The organism is Streptomyces sp. ATexAB-D23 (assembly GCF_000373645.1).
Lineage (GTDB): Bacteria > Actinomycetota > Actinomycetes > Streptomycetales > Streptomycetaceae > Streptomyces > Streptomyces castrisilvae.
In genome coordinates this window covers 81,845-97,280 of record NZ_KB892015.1, presented here as the reverse complement: position 1 = coordinate 97,280, position 15,436 = coordinate 81,845, and the positions used below count along the sequence as shown (strand labels likewise).

Sequence of the window (15,436 nt, the reverse complement as noted above, 5' to 3'; positions counted from 1 at the left end):
GGGCCGGTCGGTACGTGATCCTGAGCACCGCCTCCGCCCGGGGGCGAACAGTGAAGGGCAGCGGCGAAGCATTGACGAGCAGTGTGTACGAGACGGCGTGCGGGCGGGTACGCGGACGGACCCCGGCGCGGGGAGTCGTCGCCGTCCTCGGAATCCCGTACGCCGAGCCCCCGTTCGGCGCGAACCGTTTCCGGGCGCCGCGCCCCCGCGCGCCCTGGGAAGGCGTCCGTGACTGTACCGTCTTCGGTCCCGTCCCGCCGCAGTCGGCAGAGCTGCCGGGCGCCCCGTCCTGGGCTCCCGGCGACGAGGACGTGCTGAGCCTCAACGTCTGGGCTCCGGCGGGCGCGCCCGGCCCGCTGCCGGTGCTGGTCTGGATCCCCGGGGGCGCCTACACCTTCGGCTCCGGCGCACAGCCCGACTACGACGGCACGGCGCTCGCCCGCACCGGACTGGTCGTCGTCACCCTGAACTACCGCCTCGGCTTCGAGGGCTTCGGCCACGTGCCCGCCGACGGCACGGACGCCTGCCCGCCCAACCGGGGACTGCTCGACCAGATCGCCGCACTGGAATGGGTCCGCGACAACATCGCCGCGTTCGGCGGGGCACCGGACAACGTCACCCTGGCAGGACAGTCGGCCGGCGCCACGTCCGCGGTCTGCCTGATGGCGATGGACGGCGCCCGGGGCCTCTTTCGCCGCGTCATCGCGCACAGCGCGGTCGGCCCCTGCTTCGCCCCTGAGCTCGCCCGGCGCGTCACCGCACGAGTGGCCGCCGAGGCGGGCGTCCCGGCGACCGGCGCCGCACTGGCCGAAGCGTCCCCGCAGGCGCTGGTCAGGGCGTCCGACGCGGTCACCGAGGCGTACCGGAAGGATCCGGACTCCGGCCAACTGCACTGGGACCCGGTGATCTACGGGCCGGTCGCCGACGGGCACCTGCTGCGCGACGACCCGCTGGCCCTGATCGCCGGGGGGACCGCCCGGGACATCGACCTGCTCGTCTGCCACACCACCGAGGAGTACTGGCTGATGGACGCCGTCGGCAGCAGCGCCGACGTCTCCACGGACGAGCGGCTCCGGCGCTTCGCATCCGACTTCGGCCTCCCCGGCCCGCTGATGGAGGGATACCGCGCGCTCATGCCCGGAGCCCACGCGTACGAACTCCACCTCGCGGTCTACGGGGACCTGATGTACGGCGAGTACAGCAACCGGCTCGCCGACGCGCACGCCCGCGCGGGCGGCCGGGCGTTCCTGTCCCGGTTCGACCGGCGGCGCGGGGAAGGGCGGTCGAGGGTGCGCGCCTGGCACTGCGCGGACGTGCCCTTCGCCTTCGGGAACGTGGAAGAGGAGAGCGTTCACTTCCTCATCGGCGGCGCGCCGACGCCCGGGGACCGCCGCCTCGCGGAGCTGATGACCGCGGCCTGGTCGGGTTTTGCGGCCACCGGCGATCCGGGCTGGGAACCGGGCGACGGCCATGTCCGGGTGTGGGGCGCGCCGGACGAGTCGGCGGCGCCGGGCCACTGGCGCGACAGCGCGTCGGTCCGCGCGCTGTGGGGCACGTACACCTACCGTCCCGCCCTCACCTGACGCGGGGAGACGGCGGCGCAGGGGGGTCACATCGGGGGCAGTCGCAGAGGTCCCCGGCCCTCGCGCACCTTGCCGACGTGTCGCAGCTCGCCCAGCGGCTCGCCGTGCAGATCCGTGGTCACCAGCACGGCCTGATCACCCAGGCACGACTTGTCCCCGTCCGGCTCCTCGCAGTAGAGCACGTAACCGGTGACCCGGTCGACGGTCCCGGGCTCCAGGCGCCACACCCAGTCGTAGTCGCTGACCTGCACGCGCGGGTACGTCGCCCGGAGCCGGTTCCCCACGGCGTCGTGCACGGCCGCGGCGAACTTCTGCCGCGCCTCGAACGGCCGGACGATCCGGGCGCTGCCGGAAGCGGGGTCGATGCGTCCGTCCGTTGCCGCGTAGCCCACCGAGTAGTAGTTGTGCGAGGTCAGGGCCGCCAGCAGGGAGGTCGAGCCCAGCCGCATCGCCGTCGGCTGCGACTTCTTTCCCCTGGGCCGGCCCTCGGCGACGGACGGCGAGGCCAGGTTCACCGCGGCGCCCTTCACCTCGGTCCCCTCCTTTCCGCTGCCCGCCTCCTCCTTCCACTGCCGTACGCACGAGCCGATGTCCTCCAGCAGGGCGGTCACCGTGGCATTGGCCGGGGAGGCGACGATCCACGGAGCACCGGTCTGCGGTTCGATCGCGATCACCTCGTGGCCGCAGCGCCGGAACGTGCCCACGAGCACCCGCAGCGCGGCCGCTTCCCGCCGCCCGCGCTCCACCGCGTCGTCCATGACACCCCGGCACGCGTGGGTGTTGCACGTGCCCGCGTCGGCGTCCACCCTCATGCGGACCACGGCGTCGGGGTCGTCGGTCATCGCGAAGGTGATCTCCGAACCACTCGCCTGCGGGAACAGCTTGTGGGCCTCGATCACCTTGAGAACGCCCGGGTAGTAGGTCTCGGCCAGCTTCGCGGCGAACTTGCGGTCCTCCTTCGTGCTCACCACCCCGCACCCCGTGAGCGCCAGTGCGAGCGCGCACGCCAGCGCGCCGGCAACTCCCGCTCCGGCCTTGCGCGTTCTCGACGATCTGCCCATGCCCGCCCCGCCCCCGCTCCGTATCCCGGTACGCCTCTGCGCCCGGACCTGCCCGTGTGTCCGATGTGACAGTAGGACCGCCGGGCGCGTGGGGGATGAGTACGCCTACTCATCGGGCGGACCGTACGGCCACTCATGTCATTGGCATGGACCTGCTCACATGTATTCGGCTACAGTCCCGAACGGCACACTCTGAGAGCGCTCTCAGAAGAGACGCCTCGGACGCCTGCTGTTCCTCCCCCACCCAGCCGGAACACCAGAAGGGCCAAAACCTTGAGACGCACCACAGCCTTGAGAACCGCACTGTCCGTCGTGCTCCTCGCCGGAGCCTGGGCGGGTGCCGGATTCCCGTCGGCCTCCGCCGCGGACACCCCCGCCGCACCGTCCCGCGCCGCCGCGCCGGCCTCGGACGGGCTGCTCACCGCCATGCAGAGGGACCTCGGCCTGACGGAAGGCCAGGCCAGGGCGCGGCTCTCCGCCGAGAAGACCGCCACCGCACTCCAGCCCAAGGCGCGCCACGCGGCCGGGGCCTCGTACGGCGGCTCCTGGTTCGACCCCGCGACGGGTGACCTCACCGTCGCCGTCACCAACGACAAGCAGGCGGCGGCGGTGCGGGCGACGGGCGCCGCGGTCCGGCTGGTGACCCACACCGAGCAGCGCCTCGACTCGGTGAAGGCGAAGCTCGACAAGCTCGACGCCCCGGCGGGCGTCAGCAGCTGGCACGTCGACCCGCGCGTCAACAAGGTCGTCATCGACGTCGTCGCGTCCAAGCAGTCTGACAACGATGTCCAGAAGTTCATCGAGCGGGCCGAGAAGACCGGTCCGGTCACGGTCGAGCACACCACCGAGGCGCCTCGGACGTTCTCGGCGGGAACCGTGGGCGGTGACCCGTACTACACGGGCAACGTGCGATGCTCCATCGGCTTCTCCGTGTACGGCGGCTTCGTCACGGCCGGCCACTGCGGCCAGGCCGGCGCCGGAGTCAGCGGCTGGGACGGCTCGGCGATAGGCAGCTTCCAGGGCTCCTCCTTCCCCGGCGACGACTACGCGTGGGTCAGCGTCGGCAACGGCTGGTGGACCGTCCCCGTGGTCCTCGGCTGGGGAACGGTCTCCGACCAGCTCGTGCGGGGCTCCGACGTGGCCCCCATCGGCGCGTCGATCTGCCGCTCCGGCTCCACCTCGCACTGGCACTGCGGGAACGTGCTCGCCACCAACGACACGGTCAACTACAGCCAGGGCGCCGTCTACGAGATGACGAAGACCAGTGTCTGCGCCGAACCCGGAGACTCGGGCGGCTCGTTCATCAGCGGTGACCAGGCGCAGGGCGTCACCTCGGGCGGATGGGGAGACTGCGCCTCGGGCGGCGAGACCTGGCACCAGCCGATCAACGAGATCCTGAACCGGTACGGGCTGACGCTCCACACAGCCTGACCGCACCAGCACCAGCACCAGCACCGGTCCCGGGGCCTGCCGGACATCACGGCGGGCCCCGGGCTCGTGCGTGCCGCGCCGGGGGCCGTCAGGCGAGTCGGAGATCGATGAACGGCACGGTGTCACCAGGCAGTACGTACCGTTCCGTCTCGACGAAACCCCGGCTCAGCGCGAACCTCAGCCCCTCGGGGTTCGACTCCAGGACGCAGGTCTCGATCACCTCGGCGCCGAGCCCCCGGGCGAGCGTCAGACCGTGCGTGTACAGCTGCCCGCCGAAGCCCAGCCCGCGATGGGCCGGCAGGATGCGCGCGATCACGGTCGCCACCGAGGCGTCCGCGATGGGCGGACGCACGGTCGAACAGCCCACGAGGACACCATCCTGATACGCGACGCACAGCCGGTTGCGCCGCGCGCGCTCGCCCACCTCCGCGAATGTCAGCGGCGCCGTCGGGATGATGGCGTTGTGGACGAACTGCCAGTCCAGGAGGGCGGCGTCGCCGTCCACCTGTTCGATACGAAGATCGGTCATCGCGTCAGCAAACCGGCTCCGCGACCACCCGTCAACCCGAGCCGCCGTCCGTCCGGGCCCGCACGCGGCCGACGGAAACAAGTTGCCCCCGACATGGCCCCCTGCCAGGCTCGGAACCATGTCGGACCAGCAGACCAGCAGCAGCCACGGCGTGCACACCCTCTTCTCCCACGGCCGCCTCACCGCGATCCCACGCAAGACGGCCCGCCGCGAACAACTCCTCGTCCACCTCACGGAAACGCTCTTCGAGTCCGGGCGCACCTACACGGAACGCGAGGTCAACGAGGCTCTGCGCACCGTTCATGACGACTGCGCCGCGCTCCGCCGCTACCTCGTCATCGGCGGGCTGCTGGGCCGGGACAAGGACGGCTCCGGTTACCGGCGGCTGCCGCGCCCGGCGGCCTGAATCCTTCGCGCACCGCTCCGGTCCTTGGGGGCCGGACGCTCAGTCGGTCCAGGTGCCGCGCAGAGCAGCGGTGGCGAACCCCGGCCCGTACGCGACCATGACTCCGGTGGCGCCGTCCTGCGGGGGCTCGGCATGGGTACGTTCGAGGATGCGCAGTACGGAGACCGCGCCGAGATTGCCCTCGTCGCGGAGGGTGGCGGTGGAGTGACGGGTGTCGTGGGCGTCGAGGCCGAGCGCCGACGCGGTGTCGCTGATGATGCGGGCGCTGCCGGGGTGGATGACCCCGAAGCCGACGACGGACGGGCCGAGCCACGCCAGCAGATCGGGCAGGACGTCGTCGGCCGCGCTCAGCGCTTCCTTGGTGCTGTCGAAGTGGAAACCGGTGTGATCGACGCGGCCGGCGTAGCGCGTCAGGCTCTGCGGCAGGACGTGCTCGTAGGTGTCGGCCGGGGAGTCGACACGGAAGCCGGGGCCCAGAGGCTCGCTGGTGACGAGAACGGCGGCGGCGCTGTCCCCGAACAGCGCCTTGTAGATCATGTGCTCGACGGCGTCGTCCTCGTGGCTGTAGACGGCGGAGATGACTTCCGCCGCGACGACGAGGACCGTCGAGCCGGGTCTCGCGGTCACCATGTCGACCGCCCGGATCAGCGCCTGGGCGCCACCCGCGCATGCCAACGATGTCAGAGCGATCCGCCGGACCCCGGGCCGCAGTCCGAGACGGTCCAGGAGATGGATGTCCATGTTCGGCACGGCCCACCCGGTCGAGTGCGTCGTGATGATCGCGTCCACGTCGCCGGGGCCGAGGCCGTACGCGCCGAGGAGGCCGTGCGCCGCCCGCTCCGCCATGTCCACCGCGTCGCCGAAGGCCGTGGTACCCCGCTCCGCGACCCCCGCGTTCCCCGACACCGTCGGCGCGTCCAGCGGCCGGGTGAAGTACCTGCTGCGGACACCGGTGTTGGCCACGATCCGGAGGATCGCGGCGAGCCGGGGGTGGCCGGGGTGATGCGCGCCGATGTCGTCGGCGATCTCTCCGGTGGTGATCTTGTGGGCGGGAAACACGGTGGTGGGGCGGGCTATGTAGGCGGGCACGACATCCTCCGGCGGGCACGTTGCGGCGACGTTGTGGGGGTAGGGCACAACCTAAGCCACGAGAGGCCGCGATGCCCTGATCAGAGCATCGCGGAAGCCGGGAGGGAAGACGTCAGGGGGCGCGCAGAACCGGGATCCGGGAGTGCGCGCGGCGCGCTCCGGGATGGAAGATGAGAACGATCAGGCGCGCGCCGGGCGCGGCCATGGGCTGTGCCGCGCACATGGTGACCCAGCCCGGTCCGTCGACGGCGTGGCGAATGGGCCGTTCGTCGCCGTCGGGATGGATGTGCGCACTGCCCGAGTCCCAGATCGGCGCGCACTGCGGGTCGGCCAGGACATCCTTCTCGATCCGGCGGAGCACCTCGTCCTCGGGCCGGCTGGCGAGCGCCGCCCGCAGCTGGGGCACGACGAGGGGGGCCCAGGCCCGGTCCCAGTCCATGAGCATCGAACGCCCCTGTGGTTCCAGCAGCATCCACCGCATCGTGTTCGCCGGGACCTGCCCGCCGGGAAACAGCCGGGCGAACTCCCTGTTGTGCGCGATGAGCTCCCACGAGGCGTCGGTGACGTACGCGGGATGGGTCATCCCGTCGACGGCCTCCTGCCACACACCGGGCACCTCCTTGCCCGAGCGGGAGGTGAGCGGTCCGGGCGGGTCGCCTATACCGGCGTACCGGCACAGCGACACCCACTCCTGCTCGTTGAGGGCGAAGAGCATCGCGACATCACGGAGGAAGCCGGTGTCGGGCCTCGGCCACGCTCCGGATTCGAGGCGCCGGTACGTACCGGGTGTCCGGTGCAGGAGCTGGTCGACCTGGTGCTGCGAGAGGCCGGGCGCACGGCGCCCCTGGCCGGACGAACGGTGAAAACCGTGCCCTGTGGGGTCGATCAGTGCACGACGGACTCTCAGAAGAGTCCGCAGTGCTGCCTTGTCGGTGCTGGTCATGCGATCAAATCCCCCGCGTTAGGGCCACGTTGCGCGGGCGTGAGCCTAATTGGCGCGACGTGGCTTAGCGCTAAAAACTGGACGTAGAAAACGGTCTGTTTACCTTCCATGCTGGACGGCGTGAGGCACTGGCCTGCGGCCCCTCGAAACTGCCGGCCCGTGCCTGACGTGCGGACTTCCTGCTGTCCTCTCCTGGCAGTGCTTGCAGCCGGAATTCCGTGCCCGTTCAGAACGGTGGCGGGAAGGGCTTGACCAGCAGACCGTATTTCGTCCCTCCGAGGGGCATCCTTCGCAGGATGGTCCGCTGATCTGGCTCTTTCCGTCACCCACCTCGATCTCCCGGACCGAGGCGGGGCGGATCTCGGTGCGGTCGGCAGCCCCCCTGCCGACCGCACCTTCTTCATGCCTCCCCGACCCCCTCCCCTCCTGCCCGCGCTACTCGGCCAGGGCCCAGATCTGGTTCTGCTGGTTGGGCCGGGAGTTGGCGCAGGTGTCGACGACCAGCGGGTTGCCGTCGGTGGTCACGGAGGCGTACGCGTCCAGGCAGCGACCGGGCAGCCCGGTGTTCTTCAGGAAGCCGTTGCGCTCGTACGACCACTTCTGGGTGGAGCTGCCGTCACAGGGGTTGAGGACGGCCCGGTAGCCGGTGTACGCGCTGTCGCTCCGGTGGACGGCGTCCAGGCACCGGCCCAGCGCGCGGATGGTGCCGTCGCTCGGCAGAGTCCAGCGCTGATTGGCCCCCGCGGTGCAGTGGAAGAGGATGACCGGGTTGCCCGCCGCCGTGCCCGAGCCGCTGTCGTCGGCGCACTTGTCGCCGATGCCGGTGATCTGCCCGGTCGGCTGCTGACCGGTGCAGCCCGCGCCCGGGGTGACCCGGAAGACGGCCGTGCCGTGCGGGGGCAGGGTGGCCCCGATCGTGGACGTGGTCGTGGTGGCCCCGGTCCAGAGGTCCTTGACCGATGCGGAGCAGTCCTCGCCGCCGAGGAAGCCGACCGCGGACAGGGTGGTGTTCGCGGGCACGGCCGTGGTGCCGCGGTTGAGGAGCGATACCGCGCGGTCGCCGTTGGCCAGGGGCCGGGCGAGTACGTCGACGGTGCCGTCCCGGGAGACGACACCCGCCTGCCTGCCGAGCGGGTCCTGGTCGATGGCGATGAGGTCGGTGTTGCCGAGGGCGGCGAGCGAGTCGGTGCTCAGCGAGGCGACGTCCGTGCTGAGGATGAGGGGCGAGGCCATCATGGCCCAGAGAGCGAACTGGGAGCGGGACTCCTCGGCTGTCAGCCCGTCACCGGTGATGAGGAAGTCGGGGTCGTTCCAGCTGCCGGGGGCCGCGTAGCGCGACAGGAGCGAGTTGTAGCCGTACTGGGTCATGACTCCGGCGCCGTTGCTGTTCTTGTCCCAGGCGGATCCGCCGCCGTTGCGCATCTTGACGTCGTAGCCCTCGCGCCAGAGCTGCCCGGTCGTCGAAGCACCGTCGATCACGTCGTACCAGTCGGAGAGGTCCGTGGCGCCGATGGAGAAGTAGGCGGGCGACGACTCGGAGAACACCATGTCGCGTCCCGAGGAGTTCGCTCTCATCGCGGCCGCGAAGTCGCCGTACGCGTCGATGTATCCGTCGGCGTCGGAGGCGGAGGACGGCATGTTGCAGCCGTCGAGCTTGATGTAGTCCACACCCCAGGCGGCGAAGAGGTCCACGTCCTGCTGGAAGTGGCCCCAACTGCCCGGAAAGCCGCCGCAGGTCGCCGTGCCGATGTCGCTGTAGATACCGAACCGCAGGCCCATCTCGTGGAGCCGGCTGCCGATGTACGCCATGCCCCGCGGGAACTTCTCGGTATCGGTGACGAGATTCCCCTCGGAGTCGCGAGCGGTGGTGGTCCAGCAGTCGTCGATGGTGACGGTGTCGTAGCCCTTGGCCGCCAGCCCCGTGTCCACCAGGGCCTGGGCCTGCTCAAGGATGAGTTGTTGGCTCGGCCCTTGGTCCCCGGTGTTCGGGGAGTCGGTGTCGCAGCCGTACCGCGCCCAGTTGTTGAAGCCCATCGGCGGGGTGAGCGCCAGGGCGTTGCCGTTCGGGCTGGTGGCTGTGGGGGAGGCCTGGGCGCCGGGTACGGCCAGGGCTCCCGAGAGCGCGACTGCGGCGGCCACGGCTGTGAGGGCCGTGCGCCATCCGTGGGACCGGTGTGTTCTCTCCGACATGAACCGCAACTCCAGTCAGTGAAGGTGAACATGACAAGTGTGCTCGCTCAGTGCAGTACATGAGCCCGATCGTGTCAATAGTTGCTCAAATGGATGCAACTGCATGCAACTTCAAGCAGGAAGGCTGTTCGATGCGGGAGCAGGTGTCCCAGGCCGCCCAAGCGGTTCACCGGCGGACGGTCCTGTGGGGGCGCCGCCCCATCAGCGGCTTCCTTCGTATTCCGGTGCGACGCGAACTCGTTGCTCTCTGGTGGAGAGGGGTTTCGCCATGTAGCGTCACTGCCGGAAGTCGTGGTTCGCCGAACCTGCCCGTGCTCCGGCGCGGGCGCCTTGCTGTGCAGGGTGGACCACGACGCCACTGGGACCGCGTGGTGCGGCTCCCGATATCGACTGAGAGGCACCGGCATGGCCAGCGGAACCGTCAAGTGGTTCAACGCCGAAAAGGGTTTCGGCTTCATCCAGCAGGACGGCGGCGGGCCGGACGTCTTCGCGCACTACTCGAACATCAACGCCACCGGCTTCCGTGAGCTCCAGGAGGGCCAGGCGGTGACCTTCGACATCACGCAGGGCCAGAAGGGCCCGCAGGCCGAGAACATCACGGCCGCCTGACGCCACAGCACAACGGCCCGGCCCCCTCGGAGCACGCTCCGAGGGGGCCGGACCGCGTCGGTGCCGGCCTCGCGCCGCCGGTGGTGCGAGGCGACCCGGTTGTGCCGTGGCCGCTTCAGGACCCTGCCGCAGCCCCCGCGCGAGCCCGCTGTCCGGCCGTCGGCGCCGTGCCGGCCGGCGCGGCCGCGGTGTACATGGCCGCCCCCTTCTGGATCCTCTTGCCGATGAGGCCCTTCTTGACGAGGGTTTCCAGGGTGTTTCGCACCACCTGAACAGAGGTTTTGCGATCCGGGTGCGCCTTCGCCAGGGCCACGTGGACCTCGCGCGCCAACTGCGGCTCACCGGCCGGCATGAGCGCGTGGATGAGCTGGTGCAGCGGGGCACCGGAGGTCCCGGGAGCGCCCGCCGCGGCCCCCTTCTTCTCCGCCGCCTTCCTGGGTGCTTTGCGACGGCTTCCCTTCGTGGCGGCCGATGCCTTGCCGGCGGGCCCGGGGCGGGCGGCCGTCGTCTGCGAACCCTTGGCCGGCCGTGGCTGCGGGACGGCTCCGGTGGCCGGTGCGTCCTCGCCGACGGCCGCGGTGCCGGCCTCCGCGGTGAGGGACGGCCGTGGCGCGGCCTCACCGGGCAGCCCTGCCCGCATCCCCGCGAGCCAGCTCTCGTCCTCCTTCAGCTGCCCCACACGCGCCTGCAACTCCGCGATGTGGGCGGTGAGTTCTCCTTGCTCCGAGCGGTTGGCGGCGAGGTCGGCGGCGAACCGCTCCGCGTACACCCTCTGCACGCTCTGCGGCTCGCTGTCTGCGTTGTCCACGGTGGTTCACGCTCCTTGTGCTTGTGGGGGCTTCCGCCGGACACCGGTCACGGGCCGGAGCCCGTCGTACCGAATCCGGCATACGCGTCCATTCACCATCAGAGCCGACGCGGCCCGCGGCGTTTACGGCCAAGGTCCAGCCGAAGGGATGAACGCGCCCCCAAACCGCACCACCCCGGGACAGGGGCTACGGGCGGCGCCCCCACGCGGAGATCATCGGCGCGGTGGCGAGGTCGATGCGCCCGGTGGCCACGTTCGCCAGATGGCGCTCGATCTCCTCGTCGGTGGCCAGCCCCGACGCCACCAGACGGCCCCGGATCTGCCGGACCGTCGCGGCCTCCAGGACCGCACACGCCGGTGAGGTGATCGGGAAGTACGCGTCGGCCCGGACGTCCTCCAGACCCGCCTCCCGCAACAGCCTGGGCAGGGTCCTGCCGTACGCGAGGTCGGCTCCGCGCGCCGCCATCAGGGACCGGAAGCCGGACCGGAGGCGGTTGGCGAGCCGCTGCTCAGGACCGGACTCGTCCGGACACAGCAGAGGTTGCAGCCCGGGGTCGGCATCCTCCAGGAGCAGCCGGCCGCCGGGCCGCAGCGCCCGGACCATCCGGCGCAGCGCCTCGGCGCGGTCCGCGACGTGCACCAGGACCAGCCGGGCGTGGACGAGGTCGAAGCCGCCGCCCGGCGGGGGGTCGGCCGCCACGTCGTGCGCCAGCACCTCGATGACGCCTCCGGCCGCGTCCTGGGTCCAGGACACGTCGATGTCGGTGGCGACCACCGCTCCGCCAGGGCCGACGCGCTCGGCCAGGCCCCGGGGGACGGACGGCCCGCCCGCGCCGACCTCCCAGCACCGCATGCCGGCGCCGATCCCGAGCGCGTCGACATGCCGGAACGTCACCGGATCGAAGAGCTCGCCCAGGGCACCCAAGCGGATCCCTGCCTCGGTCTGGCGGTTGTCGAGCAGGTAGCCGTGCTCGGGGTCGTTCTCAGCCATGGGGCGAGTCTGGCAGAGGCGGGCACCCACCGGTCAACGACAGCCGCTGCGCGAACCGTTGACAAAAACGTCGCCTGCTAGAAACCTGTCACCGCAGCACCGCAAATTATTGACTGGATCACTCAAAAATCTAGGTAATGAGCGTGAGTTTCCGGCAGGTGCGGTAGTCCCGCTCCTGCCGGCGTCCCCGATCGTCCCCTCGGTGTACCGGAAGCCCGCGCCCGGCCCACGCCTTCCGCAGGGCGCACCACGCGTCGTGCGGAACGGTGACGCCTGCCCGTGCCCGCCCGGTCCCGGGGCCCACGGAACAAGAGGACAGCATGAGATGGAAGCAATACAGATGGCGGCTGGTCATCGGCGCGGTGACAGCCGCGCTGATGACCGTCGGGCTCGTGCCGGGCGCCGCATCGGCGGCGACCGTGCAGAATCCCGACCTGGCACTCGGTAAGCAGGTCACGACGAGCGGGGCGCACGGCGCCTACCCGGCGTCCAACGTCACGGACGGCAGCCAGCAGACGTACTGGGAGGGCTCCGGCACGCTCCCGCAGTGGGTCCGCATCGACCTCGGCGGCCGGTTCGACGTCGACCAGGTGGTGCTGAAGCTGCCGGCCGCCTGGGAGGCCAGGACCCAGACCCTCGGCATCGAGGGCAGCACGGACGGGAGCAGCTTCAGCACCCTGTCCGCCCCGGCCGCACGGGCGTTCAGCCCTCAGGCGGGCAACACCGTCACCATCGGCTTCGCCGCGACGCAGGCCCGGTACGTCCGCGTGCGGGTGACCGCCAACAGCGGCTGGGACGCGGCTCAGCTCTCCCAGGTCGAGGTGCATGGTGAGGACTCCGGCGACGACTCCGGCCCTTCCCCGGCGGTCGGCTCCAATCTGGCGCTGAACAAGCCCATCGAGGCATCGTCGTCCGTGCAGAGTTTCGTGCCGGCCAACGCCAACGACGGCGAGTCCGGCACGTACTGGGAGTCGAACGGATACCCGGCGTCCCTGACGGTGAAGCTCGGCGCCGACGCCGATGTCGAGGCCGTCGTCGTCAAGCTCTCCCCGGACCAGGCCTGGGCGGCCCGTACCCAGAGCATCCAGGTGCTCGGACGCGCCCAGTCCGCCACCGGATTCACCTCGCTGAAGGACAGGGCCGACTACGCGTTCAGCCCTTCGGACAACGCGAACACGGTGACGATCCCGGTGAGCGGGCGGTACGCGGACGTGCGGCTCACGTTCTTCGCCAATACGGGTGCCCCCGGCGCCCAGGTCGCCGAGATGCAGGTGGTCGGCACCGCGGCTCCCAACCCGGACCTCACCGTCACCGAGCTGACGTGGTCTCCCGCCTCGCCGTCCGAGTCGGACGACGTCACGGTGGACGCCACCGTGCGCAACGTGGGTACGGCGGCGTCCACCGCGACGACGCTGGACGTCAGCCTGGAGGGCGTGGTCGCCGGCAGCGCACCCGTGAGCGGGCTCGCCGCCGGAGCCTCGGCCACCGTGCGGGTCGACGTGGGCAAGCACCCGATGGGCGCGTACAGCCTCTCCGCGGTCGTCGACCCGGCCGACACGGTCATCGAGCAGGACAACAGCAACAACAGCCGCACCGCGGCGTCGAAGCTCGTGATCGCCCAGAGTCCGGGCCCGGACCTGGAGGTGCTCGGCATCACGCCCAGCCCCTCGAACCCCGCGGTGGGGGCCGCCGTCACCTTCACGGTCTCCGTGCACAACCGCGGGACCACGGACGTCAGCACCCCGACGGTCACCCGGCTCCTCGTGGAAGGCACCACGCTGAACGGTGAGACCGGGGCGATTCCCGCCGGTGGCACCGTCTCCGTTGCCGTCACCGGCAGTTGGACCGCGAAGAGCGGCGGCGCCACTCTGACCGCCACGGCGGACGCGACGGATGCCGTCACCGAGACCAACGAGAACAACAACGTCTTCTCCCGCACCATCGTGGTCGGCCGCGGGGCCGCGGTCCCGTACACCGAGTACGAGGCGGAAGCGGGCGACTACCGGGGCACGTTGCTGAAGTCCGACCAGAAGCGCACCTTCGGGCACACCAACTTCGCCACCGAGTCCTCCGGCCGCCAGTCCGTGCGGCTGGACTCCACCGGCCAGTACGTCGAGGTCACATCGACCGTCCCGTCGAACTCGATCGTGGTACGCAACTCCATCCCCGACGCCCCGAACGGCGGCGGCACGGAGGCCACGATCAGCCTGTACGCCAATGACACCTTCGTCCGGAAGCTGACCCTCTCCTCCAAGCACAGCTGGCTCTACGGTGACACGGACAGCCCGGAGGGCCTGACCAACCAGCCGCAGGCGGACGCCCGCAGACTGTTCGACGAGTCCAACGCGCTGCTCGGCGAGACCTATCCGGCCGGCACGAAGTTCCGGCTCCAGCGCGACGCGGACGACTCGGCGTCCTTCTACATCATCGACCTCATCGACCTGGAGCAGGTGGCGCCCCCCACCGCGCAGCCGGCCGGGTGCACCTCGATCACGGCCTACGGAGCGGTTCCGAACGACGGGATCGACGACACGGACGCCATCCAGCGCGCGGTGACGGCCAACCAGAACGGCGACATCGGCTGCGTCTGGATTCCGCCGGGGCAGTGGCGCCAGGAACAGAAGATCCTCACCGACGACCCGCTCGACCGTGGACAGTACAACCAGGTGGGCATCAGGGACGTCACGATCCGGGGCGCCGGCATGTGGCACTCCCAGCTCTACACGCTCACCCCGCCGCAGGACGCGGGCGGCATCAACCACCCGCACGAGGGCAACTTCGGCTTCGACATCGACGACAACACCAAGATCTCGGACATCGCGATCTTCGGCTCCGGCACCATCCGGGGCGGTGACGGCAACGCCGAGGGTGGCGTCGGGCTCAATGGCCGCTTCGGCAAGAACACCAAGATCACCAACGTGTGGCTCGAGCACGCGAACGTGGGCGTGTGGGTCGGACGCGACTACGACAACATCCCGGACCTCTGGGGCCCCGCCGACGGCGTCGAGTTCACGGGCATGCGCATCCGCAACACGTACGCCGACGGCATCAACTTCGCCAACGGCACCCGCAATTCCACGGTGTACAACTCCTCGCTCAGGTACACCGGCGACGACTCCCTCGCCGTGTGGTCGAGCAAGTACGTGAAGAACCCCTCGGTGGACATCGGCCACGACAACCACTTCCGCAACAACACCATCCAGCTGCCCTGGAGGGCCAACGGAATCGCGGTCTACGGCGGCTACGGCAACACCATCGAGAACAACATCATCTCCGACACGATGAACTACCCGGGGATCATGCTGGCGACCGACCACGACCCGCTGCCCTTCTCCGGGCAGACGCTGATCGCCAACAACGCGCTGCACCGCACGGGCGGGGCGTTCTGGGGCGAGGCCCAGGAGTTCGGGGCGATCACACTCTTCGCGGCCGGACAGGACATCCCGGGGGTCACGATCCGCGACACCGACATCCATGACTCGACCTACGACGGGATCCAGTTCAAGTCGGGCGGCGGCGCCGTGCCCGGGGCGCAGATCTCGAACGTCCGCATCGACAACTCCGTCAACGGATCCGGAATCCTCGCCCATGGAGGGGCTAGGGGCAGTGCGACCCTGACCGATGTCACCATCACCGGCTCGGCCGACGGCGACGTGGTGGTCGAACCCGGTTCACAGTTCGTCATCAACGGACAGGCCGGCCTGGCCGGCCGGACGGTCACCCACGAATAGCGCGGAAACCCGGCCGGCACGCGTCAGCGGCGTGCCGGCCGGGGACCGCGCGTCCGGGGCGCGAC

General features: G+C 70.6%; 12 protein-coding genes. 5 read left to right on the top strand and 7 right to left on the bottom strand.

All coding sequences use genetic code 11. The features are described 5' to 3' along the window. The first annotated feature begins 71 nt into the window (after nucleotides 1-71). Nucleotides 72-1,583: a carboxylesterase/lipase family protein gene (locus B082_RS0116445; protein WP_199783806.1), complete on the top strand. Its 1,512-nt coding sequence runs from the start codon at nucleotides 72-74 to the stop codon at nucleotides 1,581-1,583. Between the two features lie 26 nt (nucleotides 1,584-1,609). Here the strand turns inward: B082_RS0116445 and B082_RS0116440 are convergent, their stop codons facing one another. Continuing rightward, nucleotides 1,610-2,644 (bottom strand): SCO7460 family lipoprotein, encoded by a 1,035-nt coding sequence (locus B082_RS0116440; protein ID WP_051094630.1) that lies wholly within the window; start codon nucleotides 2,642-2,644, stop codon nucleotides 1,610-1,612. 291 nt (nucleotides 2,645-2,935) lie between these two features. Here B082_RS0116440 and B082_RS0116435 point away from each other — a divergent pair, with 291 nt between their 5' ends. Further along, the gene (locus B082_RS0116435) at nucleotides 2,936-4,075 is read left to right on the top strand and encodes a S1 family peptidase (protein ID WP_026249864.1); all 1,140 of its coding nucleotides are present in this window, start codon (nucleotides 2,936-2,938) and stop codon (nucleotides 4,073-4,075) included. 88 nt (nucleotides 4,076-4,163) lie between these two features. On the opposite strand, the gene B082_RS0116430 is transcribed toward B082_RS0116435, so the two are convergent. Further along, on the bottom strand, nucleotides 4,164-4,604 hold the full coding sequence (locus B082_RS0116430) for a GNAT family N-acetyltransferase (RefSeq protein ID WP_018552905.1): 441 nt from the start codon (nucleotides 4,602-4,604) through the stop codon (nucleotides 4,164-4,166). Nucleotides 4,605-4,722: 118 nt separating this feature from the next. On the opposite strand from B082_RS0116430, the gene B082_RS0116425 reads away from it, so the two are divergent. Next, nucleotides 4,723-5,010 (top strand): DUF2087 domain-containing protein, encoded by a 288-nt coding sequence (locus B082_RS0116425; protein ID WP_018552904.1) that lies wholly within the window; start codon nucleotides 4,723-4,725, stop codon nucleotides 5,008-5,010. Between the two features lie 39 nt (nucleotides 5,011-5,049). On the opposite strand, the gene B082_RS0116420 is transcribed toward B082_RS0116425, so the two are convergent. From B082_RS0116420 to B082_RS36215, 3 genes are all read right to left on the bottom strand, one after another. Further along, complete coding sequence (locus B082_RS0116420) at nucleotides 5,050-6,099, bottom strand: hypothetical protein (RefSeq protein WP_018552903.1); 1,050 nt, start codon at nucleotides 6,097-6,099, stop codon at nucleotides 5,050-5,052. 112 nt (nucleotides 6,100-6,211) lie between these two features. After that, complete coding sequence (locus B082_RS0116415; protein ID WP_018552902.1) at nucleotides 6,212-7,042, bottom strand: helix-turn-helix transcriptional regulator; 831 nt, start codon at nucleotides 7,040-7,042, stop codon at nucleotides 6,212-6,214. Between the two features lie 435 nt (nucleotides 7,043-7,477). Then, on the bottom strand, nucleotides 7,478-9,181 hold the full coding sequence (locus B082_RS36215) for a ricin-type beta-trefoil lectin domain protein (protein ID WP_018552901.1): 1,704 nt from the start codon (nucleotides 9,179-9,181) through the stop codon (nucleotides 7,478-7,480). A gap of 456 nt (nucleotides 9,182-9,637) precedes the next feature. On the opposite strand from B082_RS36215, the gene B082_RS0116405 reads away from it, so the two are divergent. After that, on the top strand, nucleotides 9,638-9,841 hold the full coding sequence (locus B082_RS0116405; RefSeq protein WP_018552900.1) for a cold-shock protein: 204 nt from the start codon (nucleotides 9,638-9,640) through the stop codon (nucleotides 9,839-9,841). A 115-nt stretch (nucleotides 9,842-9,956) separates the two neighbouring features. On the opposite strand, the gene B082_RS0116400 is transcribed toward B082_RS0116405, so the two are convergent. Both B082_RS0116400 and B082_RS0116395 read right to left on the bottom strand, forming a co-directional pair. Next, complete coding sequence (locus tag B082_RS0116400; RefSeq protein WP_018552899.1) at nucleotides 9,957-10,649, bottom strand: hypothetical protein; 693 nt, start codon at nucleotides 10,647-10,649, stop codon at nucleotides 9,957-9,959. Nucleotides 10,650-10,836: 187 nt separating this feature from the next. Then, the gene (locus tag B082_RS0116395; protein WP_018552898.1) at nucleotides 10,837-11,640 is read right to left on the bottom strand and encodes a methyltransferase domain-containing protein; all 804 of its coding nucleotides are present in this window, start codon (nucleotides 11,638-11,640) and stop codon (nucleotides 10,837-10,839) included. 320 nt (nucleotides 11,641-11,960) lie between these two features. Here B082_RS0116395 and B082_RS0116390 point away from each other — a divergent pair, with 320 nt between their 5' ends. After that, nucleotides 11,961-15,371, top strand: coding sequence for a CARDB domain-containing protein (locus B082_RS0116390; protein WP_018552897.1), 3,411 nt, complete (start codon nucleotides 11,961-11,963; stop codon nucleotides 15,369-15,371). Nucleotides 15,372-15,436: the final 65 nt, after the last annotated feature.

Coding starts and splice junctions, on each gene's coding strand:
- B082_RS0116440 (WP_051094630.1), bottom strand. CDS start 2,644: ATGGGCAGATCGTCGAGAACGCGCAAGGCCGGAGCGGGAGTTGCCGGC.
- B082_RS0116430 (WP_018552905.1), bottom strand. CDS start 4,604: ATGACCGATCTTCGTATCGAACAGGTGGACGGCGACGCCGCCCTCCTG.
- B082_RS0116425 (WP_018552904.1), top strand. CDS start 4,723: ATGTCGGACCAGCAGACCAGCAGCAGCCACGGCGTGCACACCCTCTTC.
- B082_RS0116415 (WP_018552902.1), bottom strand. CDS start 7,042: ATGACCAGCACCGACAAGGCAGCACTGCGGACTCTTCTGAGAGTCCGT.
- B082_RS0116405 (WP_018552900.1), top strand. CDS start 9,638: ATGGCCAGCGGAACCGTCAAGTGGTTCAACGCCGAAAAGGGTTTCGGC.
- B082_RS0116395 (WP_018552898.1), bottom strand. CDS start 11,640: ATGGCTGAGAACGACCCCGAGCACGGCTACCTGCTCGACAACCGCCAG.
- B082_RS0116390 (WP_018552897.1), top strand. CDS start 11,961: ATGAGATGGAAGCAATACAGATGGCGGCTGGTCATCGGCGCGGTGACA.